Genomic DNA, 20056 nt, shown 5'->3' with positions numbered 1-20056 from the left:
TGATTGTTTATTGTAAAAATTATATTTACCGATTGTTAAAAGCTGCCTGTAAGCTATTTTTAACTCCACCTATAAGTTCAGTATTAATGCACAATAAAAAACGAACCCTATTTTACCTGGTTGATGGCGCTCATGCCGAAATAATGCCGGAACTTATAAATCAGGGCCTTTTACCAAATATAAAACGCATCATTGACGAGGGTACCTACCGTAAAGCAACCACATGTTTTCCGTCAACCACAGGGCCTGCATACCTGCCATTTTTGACCGGGCACTTTCCGGGCACTATGGGCATTACCGGTATACGTTGGTTTGATAAAAAAGAATTTAAACGTACCCGTTGGAATAAAATGGCCATGCGCTCTTACTGCGGGCCTGAAGCGGCGTGGTTTAATACCGACATGCCAGCTGATAAGCCTACGCTTTTTGAGTTAATGGGCGAGTCATACAACCTTTATAACATGATTACCCGCAACGTACCGGATGAGTATGATTTGGGTAAGAAAGGTAAAGGGTTGTTATATACACGTGCACATTTTTGGAAACGTCACCACCCGGTTGACCTTCAGGGGCATCAGCGCATTATGGATATGCTGCAGTCGGGCAAAGATTTTGATTTTTTGTTTGCTGTGTTTCCGAGTGTTGACTGGGACTCTCATTATCACCATGTGCGTGACGCACGTACCATTGAGGCTTACAAAATAGTTGACAACAGCCTTGGTGAGGTACGCGCCCTGTTAGAGCAAAAAGGCTGGTGGGATGATACCTTATTTGTAATGACATCAGATCATGGACTTACTCCTACCGAGAAGCACCTTGACTTGGGTGATTGGATGACTAACAACGACTTAAAATCTGTTTACTACCCAACAATTTGGAAATCAAATCCAAAATCGGCAGTAATGATATCCGGTAACTCATTTGGCAGTATACACCTGCTTAATCATGATGGCGATCATCCGCTGAGCGAGAGTGAAATTAACACGGCTATGGGAACCAGTCGCTTAAACAGCCTGATTGCCGAGCAAGCGGTTGATTTTGGAATTTACCGCGGCAATACCGAGCAAACCTATGTTGTGCATAGTGCTGAGGGTAAAGCAACAGTACAGGTAAATGGCGATAAATTTATATACCGCCCCGAAAGTGCCGACCCGCTTAAACAAGGCAGAGATATTGAGGTGAACGGACATCGTGCTGCATTGGAAGCTACTTTTGAAACCGATTACCCTGACTCATTATTCCAGATACACCAATTGTTTAGAAGCCGCCGTGCGGGCGATATCGTGATTAGCGCCCGGGTAGGACATGACCTTCGTGATTTTTGGGAATACCCTGAACATTTAGGCTCACATGGATCGCTTCATAAATCGCACATACACGTGCCGCTTATTTACAACCAAAAAAACTGGCATACGCAGCCCGCACGTACAGCCGATCTTTTTAACTCCATACTTAAATGGAAAGGTATTACGCCTAAAGCATCTGAAGGCGAATCACTTTTTTAGTATCTCCAAACATCAACCCAAACGCCATCACCAACCATGTCTGATTCAGCAGAAAATTCAAGCTTAAACGTTACACCAACCCAGGAAAAGCAAATTGAAAATGAGGGTAAGCAAGAGGTAAAATCGGTATTTGATAAAAGTATTATTATTAAAGGCTCGCTTTGGTTTGCGCTGATAACCGTTTTAACCATAGCGGGTATTTTCTTTTATAATAATACTGGTCAAACGGTTGAAGCACTACAACATATTTCGTACAAATACATTGCTATTTGTTTGCTGATGCTTTTTGTTGATTTGATGCTGGGTAGCTGGCGTAATCATATTTACATACGTAAGCTTAACCCTGAGGTGTCTCACTGGGTTAGCTTCAGGGCTAATGTGGCTAATATGTTTATGGGAGCTGTTACCCCGGCGCACGGCGGCGCCGGTCCGGCTCAAATATATGTTTATACCAGTGCAGGTGTTACCTTTATAGACGCCTTTGCGGTAAGCCTGATTAACATGGGCGCAACGCTTATTTTTATGCCTTTGGCCGGCTTTGTTGCCATTATGCTAATGGATACCAGTTATGTAAGCGGCATTGTACCAGCCATGCTTAAATATGGCTTTAGCTTTTTCCTGCTGTTTTTAATTGCCTTTTTACTGGCATTTTGGAAGCCGGTTTGGGTAGGCGTAATTATAAAAAAAATAGCATCAGGTTTATCTGCAATTTTCCCGAAGCGCAAAGAAAAACTTGCAGCATGGGCCGAAAAATCATTCGTTAATATATCAAAATATCAGCAAACCTGCAGCGTAATTATCAAGCAGCATCCATTTCTGTTTCCGCTGAGTTTAGTAATAACTACGTTGCTTTACATGAATAAGTATTGCATGCAGTACGTTATTTTGCTCGGCCTGGGTGTTAATGCAAGCCTGGTACAAGTAATTTCAATACAAATATTGATACAATTTATGATTTATTTTGCGCCAAGCCCGGGCGGTAGCGGCTTTGCCGAAGTGAGCATCTCTGTACTTTTTGGTAAAATTGTGCCTGCTGCGTTATTATCTATTTTTACCCTCTTACAGCGCTCTTTCTTGTTATTTTTTCCAGCCATTATAGGAGCATATTCAGTAATTAATTTATTAAGGAAACAAACGCAACGTCAACACCGTAAACAAGTCATAAACTAGGAATTAATTTATAAGCAGCAATACAATTTATTAACCAATTTGTCGTTTGTAACTTTCAAGCAGCATAAAAATAATTTGGAACTTGCGTATTATTTATTAATTTTATAAAACAACGTCCCGATAATAGCCAAAATTTAGGACATTCTTAATTTCAGTTATCATAACCAACCTTTCATTATTTAGTAATTAGTTATAGAGAAAAGACATACTTAATAACCCCTTACTTATAAATGAAATTTAAACTGATTGTATTGGTGCTTTGTATTCAAGCATCATTTGTAAAAGCTCAAAACTGGGACGTCAATCTTTTAAACAAATTTAATCCAAACCGCGGCGATGAAAGCTCGAGTTGGAAATTTGTATCCAATCATGCCATTTACATGTCGGCGGCTACCCCGCTTACTTTAATGGCCATTGGTATTGCCAAGCATGATCAAAAGCTTAAGCAAACAGCCATGAATACCGGTATAGCCCTTTTAGGCAATACTGCTATTACCATGATGATGAAGAATACTATTCAGCGTCAGCGTCCGTTTGTTACCTGGGCCGATAAGATTGTTTTACAAGGCAATACATCCCCTACTGATTATTCTTTTCCATCAGGACATACATCCACTGCATTTTCGGTGGCAACGTCAATAAGCCTTGCTTATCCTAAATGGTATGTTATTGCGCCAAGCTTTGCTTTTGCAGGTGCAACGGCCTATTCAAGAATGTACCGCGGAGCGCACTATCCAAGCGACGTACTGGCAGGAGTGCTTGTAGGTACTGGTTCGGCTTACCTAACACATAAGCTGCAAAAAATGATGTTTAACAAAAGAATGGACCGCCGGCAAAAAGCTCTTGCCCTTGCCATGGAGCAAGAAGGTCAATACGGTATGAAATAATTTCTTATTCAAGAAGAAGTTAAAAAAGCCGCCTGGGTTACTCCAGGCGGCTTTTTTTTGCTATTCTCATAACTAATAATCATATATACATGGCTATTTAAATGGAAAAGCCCCCATAAAGTATATGGAGGCTTTTTACTGGTGACCCCGGAGAGGCTCGAACTCTCGACCCACTGATTAAGAGTCAGTTGCTCTACCAACTGAGCTACGGAGTCATATTAGCGTCGCTAATATAATATTTTGCTGCATGCCAGCTATAGTATTTACAAGCTTGATTAAAGAAACTAGTTTAAACTAAGACATTGATTAACGGTGTTTATCAGCTCAGTTAAATCAAACGGCTTTGCAATAACCGCATCACAGCCGAAACTGTAAAAATCAACGTTATTAGTGGTGTAAGCAGAAAAGATAATAACTGGCGTTTTATGTAATATCTTATGAGATTTCATACTACGACATATATCACCACCATTAGTATCCATCAATTTAAAATCAAGGATGATCAAATCAGGATTATAGTTCTCTGCTATGGTTATAATACCACTGCTGTCTGATGTTGATTTTACTTCAAATTGCTCATAAGTAAGCACTTCATGAACAATGTCAAGAATGTCCATGTTGTCGTCAAGTACCAGTATACGTTTGAGCATAATTTGCAATAGTTGTTATAAAAAACTGTAAGGGAAGTAGCAAATGCATTACAGAACTTTATCCTGAAAACGCTCGAAAGTAAAAGCTTTTGAAGTCAGATTTTTTAATTAGTACAAAAGTAATAAAAATATTTGTGAAATTTTATCAGTATTACAGCTAAGCCTGCCGTGCATCTTATTGGGTCGATATCATATTCCCTTATCAAAGGTCCAAAACAAAGCGTTATGTTTTAAAACAGCGAGTATTGTGCTTGCATTGCAGATGGCTGACTAATGTAAGTTGATACCGTAATAACGGCTTCCTGCTTAATTTGATACACCGGCGTTTCCTGGTAACGTGATGCCAAAATGATTTGAGTATCCTGGGCATGCGGCAAAAACATGTTTCTCGCAACATCAGGGCAGTTGTTATCTTTCGATAAGTGAGCTAGCAACAGGTGACTCATAAATTGCGGCCGGTGTAACTTAAAAAGCTCTAACGCCTGATGATTTGACAAATGCCCACGCCCCCCGCTAATGCGCTTTTTCAGATGATACGGATAGCTGCCACTTGCAAGCATGGCCTCATCGTAATTTGCCTCTAGAAACGCAGCATGGCATTGTTTAAAATGATTTATCAGATGCTGACAGGTAACTCCAATGTCGGTAAATACGCCAACGTTAACGTTACAGCAACTAACTAAAAAGCTGTGCGGCTCGGCTGCATCATGATATTTTGGGAAAGCGTTTACTTTTAGCCCGCCAATTAAAACCGGTTCATAAGCTTTAAAAGGAATAACCAAGTGCGGCTCTAAAAACAGCCGGCCATAAGTCATAGTTGCTGTGGTAATGTAAACAGGAATCTGATACTTCTTTGATAGTACAGTTAAGCCCCTTATATGATCTGAATGCTCGTGGGATATAAAAATAGCTTTAACTTTTTGTATGTTGAGTCCAAGTCTCAGCATTCTGCGCTCAACTTCGCGGCATGATATGCCGACATCAATTAATACAGCTTCCTGCTTATTACCAACATAATAACAATTACCGTTGCTGCCTGAATTAAGTGATGTTATATAAAGCGCCATTCAGTTACAAAGTAACGGTTTTGGCGATAAAAACTTAACAATTATTCAATATTTCCCCTTAATTATTTAGCAACGCAATTTGGGCAGGACACCCATAGCTAACGTAGTTAGTACAATCTTTGTAGTAACACTACTCGTACTTTTTACTGCATCATTAATAATCAAGCTTCAAAATTTACGCTTAACCTTAGGGCTTTTAAGCCTACTACTCCTTGCAGCTCCTCCAGTTGCAGGTGTTCAACCTCTGGCTTGACTAAGTTTTTGCCTTGCAGTTCTTTTATATACTCTAATTGTTCTTTAGCTTCTTCTTCGGTAAAGTAAACAATGGCAATTTTACCTGGTTGAGTCAGCCTTTCTGATCCATCGGCAAGCATTACTTTATCTATGCGCTTTTTGATTACTTCATACCTTATGTTATAGGCACCCTCCACGTCAAAGCGGCGTTCATCGTTCCTGAAGCATATGTCAATGGCCATGCTGTGTATGAAAATGAGCTGGGTAGTTTGCAAAACGGCCGGTAAGCGCTCAAGCAACTGGTGGGTTTGGCGGGCAACCTCCACCATTGATGTTAGTTGCCACATACGCATTTGCTTTAAGCAATCATGTGAAAATGACTGTTGCGGGGATATGGTTTGGCCAACGTAAATGTCATACTCAACACCATCGGTACGAAACTTCTCAAAATAACACGGATATATACTTTGCAAACGATGCTGAGCCTGCTCAAAATACTTATTAATGCAATGATTAATGGTTTGCATGGCATTCTCGAGGCGGTTGCGTTGCGTAAACGCCGGGCCATCATTCTCCTGCGATATCATTTCCAGGTAACGGTCAAGCAACTCGGCACTCTCCGCGTTTCCATTTTTAAACTCGCTCAATACCTTACCTGCTTCATCTTCAAGAAAAGCATTCAGAGTAACCTCTTCGCCGGCGTTGATGGGATTTTGCAGTACCTGCAACCAATTGTTGGCCTTATCTATTAAAGGTTGCCAGCGGTCGTTAGGGTATTGCTCATCAAGCGTTAGCAAAATTTTAAGTAGTAGCTTGGTAACACGGCGCATATCCTGCTGCAGGGCAATGTTGCGCTCAATGGTTGAGTTACGTATATCTATAGCACCATATAACGGAAAAACATTTTTAAAGGTGATGTCATTTTGCTCTTTCTTTTTTCTGCGCCGGTTAGGGTTCTTGATGTAATCCCACGCAACTTCGTTAAACTTCCACTGTACAGCGGGCTGAATAGAGGTGAATTTTTCCTTGATTACATCAGTGATACAATCGTTAAAGTACTCTATAGTATTTTGAAGTAATTGAGCAACCAGAGGCAAAGCAAACTCTAGACGCGACAACAGATTTTCATAAAACACAAGCTCTTTCTCTGAGTAAACTTCCATAATACCTGCTATGTGCTTATTATGGAAAACCGGGATGACGGCGTATGATTTAATACCCGACTCGCGCAATACTTTTAAAAAGAAGTACTTGTTTTCGAGTGCTTCAGTTATTGAACTAAAAAATTTTGCTTTCGGTTCTTTTTCGTAACGCGTAACCAAGGCGTGATAGGCAGCTTCGGCAACGCCATACTTTGAGGCAGATTGTATTAATATACTTTCTGAACAGGATGACTGATCAAACAAGGGCTGCCCGTTTAATTTCAAAAACGGAAGTAAACCAAATTTAACCTCTGTGTTTTCGGTTAATACTTTAAGCGAATCAATTACCTTTTGATATAATGCTTTCTGGTCTTCGGTAGACTCATTGATTGCATCACGAATATCATCAATAGCTCTACGGGCGGTAACATCCTCCAGAGTAATAACTGAAAACCCTTCTAGCTTAAATAAGCTCAAGGGAAGTATTTCGGCCAGTATGCTTACTCCCCCATTATCATCCTGAAGGTAATTTTCAATAGTTTCAAATTCCAGATCAGGAAGCGGGCCTTTTACCTGTATGTCAATAAAGCTGGTGTTAACATGTATATGATAATGCCTGCACAAGCCCGTTACAGGATGATGGTAAGTGTAATATACATTACTGCTCAATACCGACGAAAAATGATAAAGGCGCTTCAAAATGAGCCGGTATACGTACTCCAGTTGCTGACGACGCAGTTCATCGTCATTGGTGATTATTGATGATGATGCCTCCTCAATGCCCTTGCTGGTAATGAGTTTATGAAAGGCATCAGTACTATACAGTATCTCGTTGGGTACCGGCGTACTTAACGCCCAAAAGCAGTTGTCTTCACTTTGCAACACGGGAGATAATGCGCTATAAATTAGTTCAAGCGCATAGGTATCATAGCCGTTGGTTAACGCGCTGGCATCACCGTTTGCTGTACCTTTGAAGTGGTCAAGCGCAAAAGCATAAAACCTGGCCTTGATAGAATCTGCCGACTGGATATGGTGTTCAAGATGATTTACAAAAGGAGTAAATGACAAAGTAGCCTCAATAGGATTTTTACCCGCCAAATGCTCATTGATGTAATATGATACTTTTTGCATATACCCTTTGGTAATTAACTTATACAACCAATTCAACTATAAAATTGATTGCATTATTAATTACGTAATTACTTTTTACTTGGCTCCCGAATAATTAAATTTTAATACGCTACCTCTGCTAAATTCGTCGCCTTCGTTTGATATATACATGTTGCCTTTTGAATCAAAGGCCAGGCCTTCGGGTTGCAAAAAGTTTTTGTGTTCAAGTGGATAAGCAGCCGTTACTTTAAAAGATGCATCGGCAACTACAAGTAAGCCATTAACCGCCGAAACAATGTACCAGTTTTTATCAATCGGGTTGCGTGCCATTGCCGATGGACGGAATTTGATCTTATTATCTTTAATAAGCTTTGTAATTTGCTTTACTTCAATTTTAAAATTACCTGCAGGCTCAATTACGCCGCTTGGCTGTACATTAAACACATATCCAGTACTGCTTTTTGTGGTACGCTCATCATCACAGTTTTTGCATAGCACATAAAGCTTTTTTGCACTTTCATCTGCATACATACTCTCGTATTCGCCGCCCGGCAGTAAATCAACCAGTTCCTGTACATGAGTAAGCTCCTGCTCATCAATTTCGGCCATAGGGAACGTATATAACTTACCGTTACTTTTAAGCACTATCACCTTATCGCCCATTATAGCTACGTCTTCATAATCGCCATGCTTGCCAAACTTCGTGTGGCTTACGCGGGTATCGCCAAGTTTGCCGTAAAACAGCTTACCATCTTCATCTTGAATGGCATAAAACCTGTCAGCATTTCCTTTGCTAAAAGTAATTCCCGAAATTTCAAGCAAATCGTCGGGCATTTTATATTTCACGGGCTTATTTAGGTCATAACCCTTCGGACTGTTATATTTTGTTTGCTGACTTTGTGCGCACGAAAAATTCATTAATATAAATAGGGCCAGCAAGCCAATGGCTGTATAATTCTTCATTTCAAAAACTGCTTTTAGTTGCTTCACTTGGTTTATTGGTGCAGCAGATTGTAAATCATTTGCTGCGAGCTTACAGCTTCTTCTCCGTTTTGTTTAACAGGTATGTTGTTTAATTGTGTGCCTAAATGAACTGCCTGCATGTTATCCTTTAGTTGAAAATTGATCATGTCAATAACCTGATTCTTCATCTCCTCATTTTTAATAGGAAAGCAAACCTCAATACGATGATAAATATTGCGGTTCATCCAATCTGCCGATCCCATGTAAACGCTGGTAATGCCGTTATTACAAAAAATAAATATGCGGCCATGTTCAAGGTAACGGTCAACAATACGGGTTATGGTTATGTTTTCACTTTGCCCGTTAATACCCGGAATAAGCCTGCAAATGCTTCGCACTATAAGCTGCACTTTAACACCTGCATTTGAGGCTTCGTACAATTTACTAATAAGCACTTCTTCTTCAAGGTTATTCATCTTAATGGTAATGAACGCCTCTTTCCCCTGCCGCTTGTTCTCAATTTCGGCATCTATCAATTCCAAAAAACGTTCCTGCAGGTTAAACTGGGCAACTAGTAAATGCTCGAAGGGCATTACATCTGTATCGGTCGGTTTTTGCTTTTTTGCAAGGAAGATGAATACAAGTTCCATTTCGCGCAGCAAATCATGGTTACCCGTAAACAAAATATGATCGGTATAGAAACGGGCAGTATTTTCGTTAAAATTACCTGTAGCCAGCAATCCTCTGTATTGCATACGCTCGCCTGCACGCAGTTTAACCAAAGCTATTTTGGCGTGCACTTTAAGCGCCGTTACACTATATATTATTTTTGCACCGGCTGCTTTAAGTTTTTTAGCCCATTTGATGTTATTGGCCTCATCAAAGCGCGCTTTTAGTTCAACCAGTACGTTTACCTTTTTCCCGTTTTTGGCTGCGCTGATGAGTGCATTTACTATTTTAGAATCACTAGCTACACGGTACAACGAAACATAAATTTCTTCTACTTCTGCACGTATGGCAGCTTCATTGAAAAAACGCAACACCATATCATAACTTTGGTACGGCGTATTAAGCAAAAAGTCCTTGTTGCCAATGGTGTTTAAAAGCGACGGCGCGTTCGACATTTCATTCATGCGCAATGCCGGCCAGCGCTTTATTTTTAATTCCGCCCCTTCAGCAGGTAACGATGCAAGATCTTTAAGATTATGATATCGTCCGCCTTGCATTAAACTGCCTTCACGTATGCCCAGCAGTCTGCTTATTTGATGCAAGGTGCGTAACGGCAGTCCAGGCTCATGCAAAAAACGTGTAGCCAAACCATAATCACGTTTTTTAAGCTGCTTCTCCAACGCATCTGCCATATCCTCGTTGTACTCGTCTTTAAGGTCGTACTCCGCATCGCGTGTCACCTTAAAACTGTAGCAACCGTTTACTTGTTGAGTAAATACTTTATCAAGATTATACCTTATTACATCATCTAAAAATATAATGTATTGCCTGCCGTTGTACTCTACCTTATAAAAACGAGGCAAATCATCCGACGGAATATTCAATACCACCAACTCATCATCCTGGCCCAAACTTATTAAAAAATACAGCTTATTATTTTCAGGAAAGAAGGTAGTAGTTTCGGTAATGGTAAGCGGCTGCAAAAATGCCATTACCTGGCTTAAAAAGTAATCGGTAACGGGCTGCTTTATAAAATCGGGTAAATCGCAGTTGTATATAACATCAACACCTTCGTTTTTCAACTGCGGAAGTATGTCCTGAGTTAAGATTTTTCCGTAAAGTTCCTGCTGCTGCTGTATCTGCTCGCGAGCTTGCAAATATTCTTCATTTTCAATCTCAGCATCAATTTCGGTACCCTTGCGCTTACTTATTTTATGCAACGCCGCCAGTACAGGCATGCGCACCCGGTAAAATTCATCGAGGTTTGACGAATAAATTGATAAAAAATTTACCCGTTCAAGCAAAGGCAAACTTTCTCTACCGGCTTCCTGCAAAACACGCTCGTTAAAAGAAAGCCAGCTAAGATCACGATTGAAATAGCTATACATATTATTTAGTGCTTACCGTTACCGTTTATAGCTGATGCAATAATGAATGCTAAAACCGATGCAATAAGCCCGAACATGAAAATGTTATAAGAGATGCGCAGCAAACGATATTTACGACCTAAAACCACACCTTGCGAATACACATCAATAATTAAGCTGCCGTATAAAAACTCCCTGTCGGCCATTACATTGCGCATGCCTGCAATATATTCCTGCAAATTCATACGGTAAAAGTTGCCAAAAAACAGCAGGTTTACCTTTTTGTCATCAACATCCTGTGCCGTAAAGCGGCCTTCAGGAATGGACGGACGCGTAGCTAAAATGGCGAATATCATAGTGGTTAAACTTACCATCAATATGATAAACGTTGGAATAATAAGATAGCTATAATCTTCAAGCCGGCGAAGCAGCAAACTGATGATTGCAGAAAGGATGATGGAATTAACGGTAATCATGATGTGTGCCTTATTATCGGCCATATCACTCAACCTTTGATGATTGCTGGAACTTACCCTGAACATGGTTTCAATACCTTTTTCGGGCTTGTCTTTCTTTTTTACATTTTTTTCGGTGTATACCTCAGTTGGCTTGGCCGATTCGCTTGGCGTAAAAAACAGTTGTGAGTGTTCTGTTTCGGTTACTGTTGTTGTCTCGGTTACCTTGGTTACAGGTGGCTGTAGCTTATTTTTTTGATCCCAGGCCTCAACCTTTGCCTTAAGCTCCTGCAGGTTTTTAGCTTTTTGATCATCAAGCAGCAATTTTGCATAATCAGTATGGTAGTGATGCATTTCCATAAATCTTATGGTTTTTTCTCTCCACTCCTGCTTACTGTAATCATAGTTAAATGCCAGCTTGCACTCCTTACGCATTTGCTTGTTATTGTCATTAAAGGTGGCCGTACCCAAATGAAATACATCAGCGTCACAAATAATACTTTGCAATAAACCTTCCGGCTTTTGCGGCATCTTTGTAGCCATTATGCAGCCTTTTACTTCGCTAATGGTACTATCGTCAACGTAGTGAGCCTTTAAAAAATCTTCAGCCTGGCGCGCACTATGCTCTTCATGGTTGTTTTTATCTTCCATGTAACCCACATCATGAAACCATGCAGCTGCAGTTACTACAAAAAAGTCATGATCATTTAACTGGTAATGATTTGCTAATTGTATAGCGGCGTTAACTACGTTTTCGGTATGGGTACGATTATGGTAAAGCAAATCTTCGTTGTTACGAAGTTTGAAGTACTTAGTAACCTGCTGTTTAATATCTTCAAGCAGCTGCTGGTAATTGATAGATGAATTTATGGTTGCCATTTGTGAAGTTGAACTGCTGTATAATAACTTTTTTGGCTATATGGTTTTTAGATTGTTATGCTTGTAAAAACAAACGCTTGTTAAAGGTAATAAATTACGATTTTATTTGTGCAACAGTATGCCTATGTTAGCGTTTAGTTAACTGTATGCGCTTATAATTCATCGCAGTGTTAACGCCTTTTTTACCGCAACGCTTATCATCTCACTTATAATGAACAAACTAAATTTCGGTAAATATATTTTATTCTTTGCAACGGCACTGGCAACTTGTTTTTCGGCAAGTGCACAGCTATCTCAACCTACGCTTTTGCGGCAAATTGATACTGATATTATGGTCAACCTGTCTGAAAACCGTACTCCTCCGCGTACCGACTTTTACTACTTCATGTCGAAGACCAACTTGTACGGCAATGCCTTGGTACCAGCCAGTTTACTCATTGGAGGAGCTATAAGTGGAAATAAGGAAATGAGGCAAAACGCGGCTTACGTAGCAAGCAGCTCTGTACTATCATACGGCGCCGTTTTGCTAATCAAAAAGCTATTGAAACGTCCGCGTCCATTCAGAGGGAATTACAGGATTATACCTGTTTACATTGCCGGCGATTATTCCTTCCCATCCGGACACTCATCATCAGCCGTAAGTACCGCAACATCATTGTCTATTGCATACCCAAAATGGTATGTGATTGCGCCTGCTGCACTATGGGCCGGTTCAGTTGCTTACTCGCGTATGTACCTGGGCTTGCACTACCCAAGCGATGTAGCCACAGGGAGTTTAATGGGTGCAGGTACTGCCGTATATTTAAATACAATTAGAAATAGGGTTCAGTAAATAACAGGCTTCATAGTGCGTACGCAATTAGTAAGCCCACAATTACCTTACTTATGAATGATATCGATATTAGAAAAGCTGATTTTACTAATTTAAAAGCGCTGCAAGTAGTTAGTAGAGAAACTTTTATTGAAACATTTGCAGAAAGCAATTCGGACGAAAATATGGCTCAATATGTTGAAGCCAGTTTTAATGACGATAAATTAACCAACGAACTCCAAAACAAAAACTCACAATTTTACATTGCCTGGGATGAAAACATTGCGTTAGGTTACCTAAAACTGAATACAGCATTGGCCCAAACGGAAGAACAAGACACGAACGCGCTTGAAATTGAACGCATTTATGTAAAAAGCGCTTATCTCGGCAAAAAAGTTGGACAGCTACTTCTCAATAAAGCTTTAGATACTGCAGTGCAACAAGCAAATACTTACGTATGGCTGGGCGTGTGGGAAAAAAACTTGCGTGCTATCAAATTTTACGAAAAAAATGGGTTTGAAGCTTTCGATAAACACATTTTCAAAATGGGCGATGATGAACAAACCGATATTATGATGCGAAAAGAACTTTAAAATGAGAATTACACTACCCGAGCGATGTAACCACGTGCAGTTTAGTGTGTGCAGTTAAGATGGTATATTTAAATTCAATTAAATAGAATTCGGTAAGAAACTACTGAAAATGTGAGTGATAATGCTGCGTTTGGGTGTAAAAACGATTGCAACATTTGATATAGTATTAACGACTTGGGCGTTGCCTACGGCCCGTGCTATGCACTACAAGTCCTCATTTCGCTATCGCTTCATTCCGGCTTTTCGCTTCTATCCCTAACGCAAACTGCAATTATAGCTCCTTGATACTGCTAACGACTAAAGTAATCTATTGTAGTTATGCTCTGCAAAGTTTGATTTGATGACCTTTGTTTACAGCCATGTATCGCATAAGATCGAAAATGAAAAATCCCCCGAACACTCGCTGCCGGGGGATTTAGTCTCAATTTACAATAATTTTTATTACAGAGCCGATTTAACGGTTTTAATAATACGTGCAGCAACTTTATAAGGATCGGCAGCCGAGTTAGGACGACGATCTTCCAGGTAACCGCTCCAGCCTTTTTGCACAGTGTATAACGGGATACGGATTGACGCACCACGGTCAGATACACCATAGCTATAATCATGGATAGAAGCAGTTTCATGTTTACCGGTTAAACGTTGCTCATTGTCAGCACCGTAAACTTCAATGTGTTCTTTTACTACCGGACGGAAAGCCTCAAGGATTTTTTTGTAGGTCTCTTCGCTTGCAGCTGTACGCAGTACAGTGTTTGAGAAGTTAGCATGCATACCTGAACCATTCCAGTCTAACTTACCTAATGGTTTACAGTGCCAGTTGATTGATACACCGTAGCTTTCGCCAATTCTTTCTAATAAGTAACGAGCTACCCAAATTTGGTCACCAGCATCTTTAGCACCTTTTGAGAAAATTTGGAACTCCCACTGACCAGCAGCAACCTCAGCGTTGATACCTTCAACGTTTAAGCCCGCTTCTAAACATACGTCTAAGTGTTCTTCAACAATTTCGCGACCGAAAGCATTGTTAGCACCTACCGAGCAATAGTAAGGACCTTGAGGGCTTGGGTAACCATTTACAGGAAAACCTAATGGTTTGTTGGTTTCAGGATCCCAAAGGAAATATTCCTGCTCAAATCCAAACCAAAAATCGTTATCGTCATCTTCAATTAGAGCACGACCATTTGACTCGTGTGGTTTACCATCTGAAGATAGTACTTCGCACATTACCAGGAAGCCATCTTTTCTTTGTGGATCGGCACAGATAAATACCGGTTTTAAGATACAATCTGAAGAACCACCTGGTGCTTGCTCGGTTGACGAACCATCAAAGCTCCAAAGAGGACAATCTTCCAGTTTTCCCGAAAAATCTTTTTCAATTTTGGTTTTGCTACGTAAACTTTGGGTGGGTTTGTAACCATCCAGCCAAATGTACTCTAATTTTGATGCCATTTTTGTAGGTTATTAACTAATTAAGGAAAACTATATAAGTTTTATGTTTTAAGTTTTTTATTTAATTGCGAATATAAACTTTCCGCATCAAATCTTTAAAATTTTTGTTAAAATTCAAACTTTATTTTAAAATTTTTCTAAAAATTTTACCAATCTTCCAAAATTATATATGGTTTCCGTTATTTTTAAATAAACACAAATTTTATTTGCTGTTAACCTTACAAGCTATCTTTAAATTGCAAATCATTTTGCTTTTACGTTGAAGAGTCGCTTTAATTGCTGTCGTTAATATTCAAACGGCCAATAAAATATACCGACATGCATTTTTTGGTATGTTTATTTACTACATCACCACCTTTCTGCTAAATCCAGGATATTTATGCACAAAAAAAGCCCTCCAACAAATTGCTGGAAGGCTTTTTAATCGTTTATTCTGTAAACTTACTTTACTTCTTCAAAATCTACGTCGGTTACTGTGTCACCGCCGTTTTGAGGGTTTGAACCAGCATCACCTGCTCCAGGCTGTTCACCTTGTTGAGCTTCGGCAGATGCTTTGTACATATCTTCAGAAGCAGCGCTCCACGCAGTATTTAATTCTGTTTGGGCAACTTCGATGCTTGCCAGGTCTTTAGATGCGTAAGCAGTTTTCAATTTCTCTAAAGCCGATTCAATAGGTGCCTTTTTATCAGCAGGGATTTTATCGCCATATTCTTTCAGCTGTTTTTCAGTTGAGAAGATCAGTGCATCTGCACCGTTCAGCTTTTCAATCTCTTCTTTTGCCTTTTTGTCGGCATCAGCATTAGCTTCCGCTTCTTCTTTCATTTTCTTGATTTCAGCATCAGTTAAGCCAGATGAAGCCTCAATACGGATTTTTTGCTCTTTACCGGTAGCTTTATCTTTAGCAGATACATGCAGAATACCGTTAGCATCAATATCAAAAGTTACTTCAATTTGAGGCACACCACGAGGAGCAGGCGGAATGCTGTCTAAGTGGAAACGGCCAAGTGTACGGTTTTGTGATGCCATAGGGCGCTCACCTTGTAAAATGTGTATCTCTACCGATGGCTGGTTATCAGAAGCGGTTGAGAAAACTTCTGACTTTTTGCTTGGAATAGTAGTGTTTGACTCAATTAACTTGGTCATTACACCGCCCATAGTTTCAATACCTAATGAAAGTGGGGTTACGTCTAACAATAACACGTCTTTAACCTCACCGGTTAATACACCACCTTGAATAGCAGCACCGATAGCTACAACCTCGTCAGGGTTTACACCTTTTGAAGGCGCTTTACCAAAAAATTTCTGAACAGCATCCTGAATAGCAGGAATACGTGTAGAACCACCTACCAAGATAATTTCATCAATATCTGAAGTGCTGTAACCGGCATTTTTCAACGCTGTACGGCAAGGTTCAATTGTACGTTTTATTAAGCTATCAGCCAATTGCTCAAATTTAGCACGGGTTAATTGCTTAACCAAGTGTTTAGGCATACCGTCAACTGCAGTAATGTATGGCAGGTTAATTTCGGTAGTAGTTGAGCTTGATAGTTCGATTTTAGCTTTTTCAGCAGCTTCTTTTAAGCGCTGTAGTGCCATTGGGTCACGACGCAAGTCAAAGCCTTCATCATTCTTAAACTCATCGGCTAACCAATCAATTATAACCTGGTCAAAATCATCACCACCTAAGTGAGTATCACCATCAGTAGCTTTTACTTCAAATACGCCGTCACCTAACTCTAGTACTGATACGTCATGTGTACCACCACCACAGTCAAATACTGCAATTTTCATATCCTTGTGCGCTTTATCAAGGCCATAAGCCAAGGCAGCAGCAGTAGGCTCGTTGATAATACGACGCACTTTTAAACCTGCAATTTCGCCGGCTTCTTTAGTAGCCTGACGCTGAGCATCGTTAAAGTAAGCCGGTACGGTAATAACCGCTTCGGTTACTTCGGTCCCAAGAAAATCTTCAGCAGTTTTCTTCATTTTTTGAAGAATCATTGCAGAAATTTCTTGCGGAGTGTATTTACGGTCGTCTATTTCAACACGTGGAGTATTGTTATCACCTTTAACAACCGAGTAAGGTACACGCTCAGCTTCTTTAGTAACCTCATTAAACTGGTTACCCATAAAGCGTTTTACTGAGTATACAGTTTTTTTAGGGTTGGTAATTGATTGACGTTTTGCAGGGTCACCTACTTTACGCTCGCCGTTGTCAACAAAAGCAACTACCGATGGCGTAGTGCGTTTACCCTCGCTGTTGGCAATAACTACCGGCTCGTTACCTTCCATTACTGCAACGCAGGAGTTTGTTGTTCCTAAGTCGATTCCAATGATTTTAGACATATGATTGATATTTCCTGTTATTATTTTTTAATCTTAACATGCACTATTTATCAATGCTTGTGCCAATGTTATTTGTCAGTATTATTTATAATTTGATGGCAGAAACTTCTACATTTAGTCAGCTCATACTTACATTTTAGTGACATGTTGACATTGCTAAAGCATATATGTAATTTTAATGCATTAACAGCATTAGTGCCAAACAGACATGGAAACTTAAGGTAGGTTTATTCCAAAAGTTGAATAGATCATTGATGTATAATATACAATCCACAAGATTAAAGCTTATCCCTCTTACTCATCATCAGCTTTTATTATCGGTAAATAACTGGAGCAAGTTTGAGCAAAACCTTGATCTCAACCCTTCAACACCGTTAGTAGATAAAGCCTTCAAAATTGAAATGATTGAGGCTATGCACAAATACTGGTTACCCAATACTTTGGCCTACCCCGATTTGTATTGCTGGTACACTAACTGGCAAATTGTATTGAAAAGTACTAACAGCATAATTGGCACAATTGGGTTGGGCGGCTACCCTGATGATTACGGCAGTACATCAATTGGATATATGATATACAAGGACAAACAAGGAAACGGTTATGCTACCGAAGCTTTAACTACTGTACTTAATTGGGGCTTTGCCTTTAGCATACTTAAAAAAGTAAATGCCGATACACAGTCAAGCAACAAAGCATCACAAAGGGTACTACTTAAAACAGGCTTTAAGTATACCCATACAGAGGGCGGTGCACTTTATTACGAAGTCACTAAAGATAGAATTGCTCAAAACAACGTTAGTTTGACCTACTAATTTGGCATGAACGAATGCACATATTGTTAAGTGTTGTATTATATAAAATAACATGTTTGAACCACTGCTAAACCACATAGATAAATTCATTAACTTAACTGATGAGGAACGGCAATTGGTGGTGAACTATTTGAAGTACCGGGAAATTGGCAAAAAGAACTATCTGCTAAGTGAAGGCGATAAGTGCAACGCCCAGTACTTTGTAGTTGATGGCTGTATAAGGATGTATTACATTAAAGGAAACGGCATTGAGCAAATTGTACAATTTGGTATAGATAACTGGTGGCTGGCCGATTATACAAGCCTTACGCTGCATACTCCATCACAGTTTTACATACAAGCGGTTCAAAATAGTAAGGTAATCATACTGAGCCAGGAAAAGCAGGACGAATTACTTGACAAAGTACCTAAGCTCGAAAAGTATTTCAGGCGGGTTTACCAAAGGGCTTATGCCGCTTTACAAACACGCCAGGTATTTCAGTCTGATTTGTCGGGCGAAGAAAAGTACCATCATTTTGCCAGCCGCTTTCCTGAGTTCATTCAGCGTATTCCCCAATATATGCTGGCATCTTACCTTGGTTTCACACCCGAATTTTTAAGCAGAGTACGAGCAAAAGAACACTAATTTGATTTCTTGATCATGGTCAAGATTTTGGTTGGAGGCGGTGTGCACCTTTGTACTGTCAGTAATGACAAAACAAATAACACATACCTTTAAAATAGAAATCATGAAACCAAGATTTGCACAAAATCAAATTGACCCCGAAGCTTACAAGGCCATGTTGGGGTTGGAAACCTACGTACAAAAATGTGGTATTGATAAAAAGTTGCATGAACTAATAAAGATCCGTGCTTCACAAATTAACGGCTGTTCATACTGCCTTGACATGCATACCCGCGACGCCCGTAAGGCAGGCGAAACCGAGCAACGCATTTACGTACTCCCTGCCTGGCGCGAAACAAACTTTTTTACACAAGAAGAGCAGGCAGTATTAGCCTTGACCGAAGAGATTACCAACATACAAGGGCATGTTAGCGACGCAACGTATGATAATGCGGTTGCCGTATTAGGCGAGACCATGGTACAGAAGGTTCTTATTGCCGCACTGACTATAAATGCCTGGAACCGATTAGCAATTACAAATCACTTTTTACCGGACTTGCAGAAGTAACTACCCTCATAACACTATTAAAAAACACGGAACTATTATAAAACAAAAGCGGCCTGTTCAAGTGAACAGGCCGCTTTGCGTATAAATGATAATTTAAAATTATTCGCCTTTTTCTGCATTCTCTTCGTTTGCAGCAGGTGCTTCCGGAGCAGCAGTTTCTTCAGCAGCAGGTGCTTCAGCAACAGTTTCCTCAGCAGCAACAGGAGCAGCTTCAGCAGCTTTAGCTTTTGAGCCAGCACCACGACGACGTGTAGCTTTCTTAGCAGGAGCAGCTTCTTTAGCACCATATACTGTGTTGTAATCAACAAGCTCGATAATTGCCATTTCGGCGTTATCACCTAAACGGTTTTCTAACTTGATGATACGAGTATAACCACCCGGACGGTTAGCAACTTTCTCAGCAATTTCGCGGAACAAGATAGTAGCCGCTTCTTTGTTTTGTAGGTAGCTAAATACAGTACGACGTGAGTGTGTAGTATCGCTTTTTGATTTGGTTACCAATGGCTCAAAATACACGCGAAGTGCTTTTGCTTTTGCCAAAGTGGTAGTAATACGTTTGTGCAGAATTAGTGATGAAGCCATGTTGCTCATCATTGCCACGCGGTGGCTTTTGGTACGACCTAAGTGGTTGTGTTTTTTACCGTGTCTCATTTTTGTTTGTTTGCTGGCACGTGCATACCGTTGGGCGGCGTTACCGTCAAGCCCTCGGAATTATGCCGGGTTTATTGATAAGTGAGTAGTTAATGGTAAATAGTGAGTGGTTAACAAATCAACC

General features: G+C 40.1%; 17 protein-coding genes and 1 tRNA gene. 8 read left to right on the top strand and 10 right to left on the bottom strand.

All coding sequences use genetic code 11. From position 1 onward, the window contains the following. Positions 1–86: 86 nt before the first annotated feature. The 3 genes from QZ407_RS03420 (at position 87) to QZ407_RS03410 (ending at position 3562) form a co-directional block, all read left to right on the top strand. Positions 87–1505: an alkaline phosphatase family protein gene (locus QZ407_RS03420; protein ID WP_295767697.1), complete on the top strand. Its 1419-nt coding sequence runs from the start codon at positions 87–89 to the stop codon at positions 1503–1505. Positions 1506–1541: 36 nt separating this feature from the next. Then, entirely contained in the window at positions 1542–2675 is a 1134-nt protein-coding gene (locus QZ407_RS03415) for a lysylphosphatidylglycerol synthase transmembrane domain-containing protein (protein ID WP_295767695.1), read from the top strand. 230 nt (positions 2676–2905) lie between these two features. Further along, on the top strand, positions 2906–3562 hold the full coding sequence (locus QZ407_RS03410) for a phosphatase PAP2 family protein (RefSeq protein ID WP_157539762.1): 657 nt from the start codon (positions 2906–2908) through the stop codon (positions 3560–3562). A 139-nt stretch (positions 3563–3701) separates the two neighbouring features. On the opposite strand, the gene QZ407_RS03405 is transcribed toward QZ407_RS03410, so the two are convergent. The 7 genes from QZ407_RS03405 to QZ407_RS03375 all read right to left on the bottom strand — a co-directional run bounded on the left by QZ407_RS03405 (position 3702) and on the right by QZ407_RS03375 (position 12098). Then, positions 3702–3777: transfer RNA gene (locus QZ407_RS03405), tRNA-Lys, on the bottom strand. Positions 3778–3846: 69 nt separating this feature from the next. Further along, positions 3847–4212: a response regulator gene (locus tag QZ407_RS03400; protein WP_157539764.1), complete on the bottom strand. Its 366-nt coding sequence runs from the start codon at positions 4210–4212 to the stop codon at positions 3847–3849. A gap of 230 nt (positions 4213–4442) precedes the next feature. Further along, positions 4443–5279: an MBL fold metallo-hydrolase gene (locus tag QZ407_RS03395; protein WP_295767691.1), complete on the bottom strand. Its 837-nt coding sequence runs from the start codon at positions 5277–5279 to the stop codon at positions 4443–4445. A gap of 161 nt (positions 5280–5440) precedes the next feature. Next, a complete protein-coding gene (locus QZ407_RS03390) occupies positions 5441–7786 on the bottom strand; it encodes a hypothetical protein (protein ID WP_295767689.1) in 2346 nt (781 codons plus the stop codon). 75 nt (positions 7787–7861) lie between these two features. Continuing rightward, positions 7862–8728, bottom strand: coding sequence for an SdiA-regulated family protein (locus QZ407_RS03385; RefSeq protein ID WP_295767687.1), 867 nt, complete (start codon positions 8726–8728; stop codon positions 7862–7864). Positions 8729–8760: 32 nt separating this feature from the next. Next, the gene (gene ppk1 / locus QZ407_RS03380) at positions 8761–10785 is read right to left on the bottom strand and encodes a polyphosphate kinase 1 (RefSeq protein ID WP_295767685.1); all 2025 of its coding nucleotides are present in this window, start codon (positions 10783–10785) and stop codon (positions 8761–8763) included. Between the two features lie 5 nt (positions 10786–10790). After that, the gene (locus QZ407_RS03375) at positions 10791–12098 is read right to left on the bottom strand and encodes a Pycsar system effector family protein (protein WP_295767683.1); all 1308 of its coding nucleotides are present in this window, start codon (positions 12096–12098) and stop codon (positions 10791–10793) included. Between the two features lie 211 nt (positions 12099–12309). On the opposite strand from QZ407_RS03375, the gene QZ407_RS03370 reads away from it, so the two are divergent. Both QZ407_RS03370 and QZ407_RS03365 read left to right on the top strand, forming a co-directional pair. Further along, positions 12310–12930 (top strand): phosphatase PAP2 family protein, encoded by a 621-nt coding sequence (locus QZ407_RS03370; protein WP_295767682.1) that lies wholly within the window; start codon positions 12310–12312, stop codon positions 12928–12930. Between the two features lie 53 nt (positions 12931–12983). Continuing rightward, the gene (locus QZ407_RS03365) at positions 12984–13502 is read left to right on the top strand and encodes a GNAT family N-acetyltransferase (protein WP_295767681.1); all 519 of its coding nucleotides are present in this window, start codon (positions 12984–12986) and stop codon (positions 13500–13502) included. Positions 13503–13943: 441 nt separating this feature from the next. On the opposite strand, the gene QZ407_RS03360 is transcribed toward QZ407_RS03365, so the two are convergent. Both QZ407_RS03360 and dnaK read right to left on the bottom strand, forming a co-directional pair. Continuing rightward, complete coding sequence (locus tag QZ407_RS03360) at positions 13944–14951, bottom strand: glutamine synthetase beta-grasp domain-containing protein (protein ID WP_157539771.1); 1008 nt, start codon at positions 14949–14951, stop codon at positions 13944–13946. 441 nt (positions 14952–15392) lie between these two features. Continuing rightward, positions 15393–17297, bottom strand: coding sequence for a molecular chaperone DnaK (gene dnaK, locus QZ407_RS03355; protein WP_295767679.1), 1905 nt, complete (start codon positions 17295–17297; stop codon positions 15393–15395). Between the two features lie 254 nt (positions 17298–17551). Here dnaK and QZ407_RS03350 point away from each other — a divergent pair, with 254 nt between their 5' ends. From QZ407_RS03350 to QZ407_RS03340, 3 genes are all read left to right on the top strand, one after another. Beyond that, the gene (locus tag QZ407_RS03350; RefSeq protein WP_295767678.1) at positions 17552–18109 is read left to right on the top strand and encodes a GNAT family N-acetyltransferase; all 558 of its coding nucleotides are present in this window, start codon (positions 17552–17554) and stop codon (positions 18107–18109) included. Between the two features lie 52 nt (positions 18110–18161). Beyond that, on the top strand, positions 18162–18734 hold the full coding sequence (locus tag QZ407_RS03345) for a Crp/Fnr family transcriptional regulator (RefSeq protein ID WP_295767677.1): 573 nt from the start codon (positions 18162–18164) through the stop codon (positions 18732–18734). Positions 18735–18837: 103 nt separating this feature from the next. Further along, positions 18838–19281, top strand: a complete 444-nt coding sequence (locus QZ407_RS03340) for a carboxymuconolactone decarboxylase family protein (protein WP_295767676.1) — start codon at positions 18838–18840, stop codon at positions 19279–19281. A gap of 99 nt (positions 19282–19380) precedes the next feature. Here the strand turns inward: QZ407_RS03340 and rplQ are convergent, their stop codons facing one another. Next, the gene (gene rplQ / locus QZ407_RS03335; protein WP_157539775.1) at positions 19381–19932 is read right to left on the bottom strand and encodes a 50S ribosomal protein L17; all 552 of its coding nucleotides are present in this window, start codon (positions 19930–19932) and stop codon (positions 19381–19383) included. Positions 19933–20056: the final 124 nt, after the last annotated feature.

It is taken from the genome of uncultured Mucilaginibacter sp. (assembly GCF_913773635.1).
Taxonomy (GTDB): Bacteria; Bacteroidota; Bacteroidia; order Sphingobacteriales; family Sphingobacteriaceae; genus Mucilaginibacter.
Note: the sequence above shows the minus strand (reverse complement) of the source record. Positions and strands in the feature narration are given on the sequence as shown.

What these genes read in the sequence shown, in the direction of transcription:
- QZ407_RS03420 (WP_295767697.1), top strand. Translation starts at nt 87, where the DNA reads ATGCACAATAAAAAACGAACCCTATTTTACCTGGTTGATGGCGCTCAT.
- QZ407_RS03415 (WP_295767695.1), top strand. Translation starts at nt 1,542, where the DNA reads ATGTCTGATTCAGCAGAAAATTCAAGCTTAAACGTTACACCAACCCAG.
- QZ407_RS03410 (WP_157539762.1), top strand. Translation starts at nt 2,906, where the DNA reads ATGAAATTTAAACTGATTGTATTGGTGCTTTGTATTCAAGCATCATTT.
- QZ407_RS03400 (WP_157539764.1), bottom strand. Translation starts at nt 4,212, where the DNA reads ATGCTCAAACGTATACTGGTACTTGACGACAACATGGACATTCTTGAC.
- QZ407_RS03395 (WP_295767691.1), bottom strand. Translation starts at nt 5,279, where the DNA reads ATGGCGCTTTATATAACATCACTTAATTCAGGCAGCAACGGTAATTGT.
- QZ407_RS03390 (WP_295767689.1), bottom strand. Translation starts at nt 7,786, where the DNA reads ATGCAAAAAGTATCATATTACATCAATGAGCATTTGGCGGGTAAAAAT.
- QZ407_RS03385 (WP_295767687.1), bottom strand. Translation starts at nt 8,728, where the DNA reads ATGAAGAATTATACAGCCATTGGCTTGCTGGCCCTATTTATATTAATG.
- ppk1 (WP_295767685.1), bottom strand. Translation starts at nt 10,785, where the DNA reads ATGTATAGCTATTTCAATCGTGATCTTAGCTGGCTTTCTTTTAACGAG.
- QZ407_RS03375 (WP_295767683.1), bottom strand. Translation starts at nt 12,098, where the DNA reads ATGGCAACCATAAATTCATCTATCAATTACCAGCAGCTGCTTGAAGAT.
- QZ407_RS03370 (WP_295767682.1), top strand. Translation starts at nt 12,310, where the DNA reads ATGAACAAACTAAATTTCGGTAAATATATTTTATTCTTTGCAACGGCA.
- QZ407_RS03365 (WP_295767681.1), top strand. Translation starts at nt 12,984, where the DNA reads ATGAATGATATCGATATTAGAAAAGCTGATTTTACTAATTTAAAAGCG.
- QZ407_RS03360 (WP_157539771.1), bottom strand. Translation starts at nt 14,951, where the DNA reads ATGGCATCAAAATTAGAGTACATTTGGCTGGATGGTTACAAACCCACC.
- dnaK (WP_295767679.1), bottom strand. Translation starts at nt 17,297, where the DNA reads ATGTCTAAAATCATTGGAATCGACTTAGGAACAACAAACTCCTGCGTT.
- QZ407_RS03350 (WP_295767678.1), top strand. Translation starts at nt 17,552, where the DNA reads ATGTATAATATACAATCCACAAGATTAAAGCTTATCCCTCTTACTCAT.
- QZ407_RS03345 (WP_295767677.1), top strand. Translation starts at nt 18,162, where the DNA reads ATGTTTGAACCACTGCTAAACCACATAGATAAATTCATTAACTTAACT.
- QZ407_RS03340 (WP_295767676.1), top strand. Translation starts at nt 18,838, where the DNA reads ATGAAACCAAGATTTGCACAAAATCAAATTGACCCCGAAGCTTACAAG.
- rplQ (WP_157539775.1), bottom strand. Translation starts at nt 19,932, where the DNA reads ATGAGACACGGTAAAAAACACAACCACTTAGGTCGTACCAAAAGCCAC.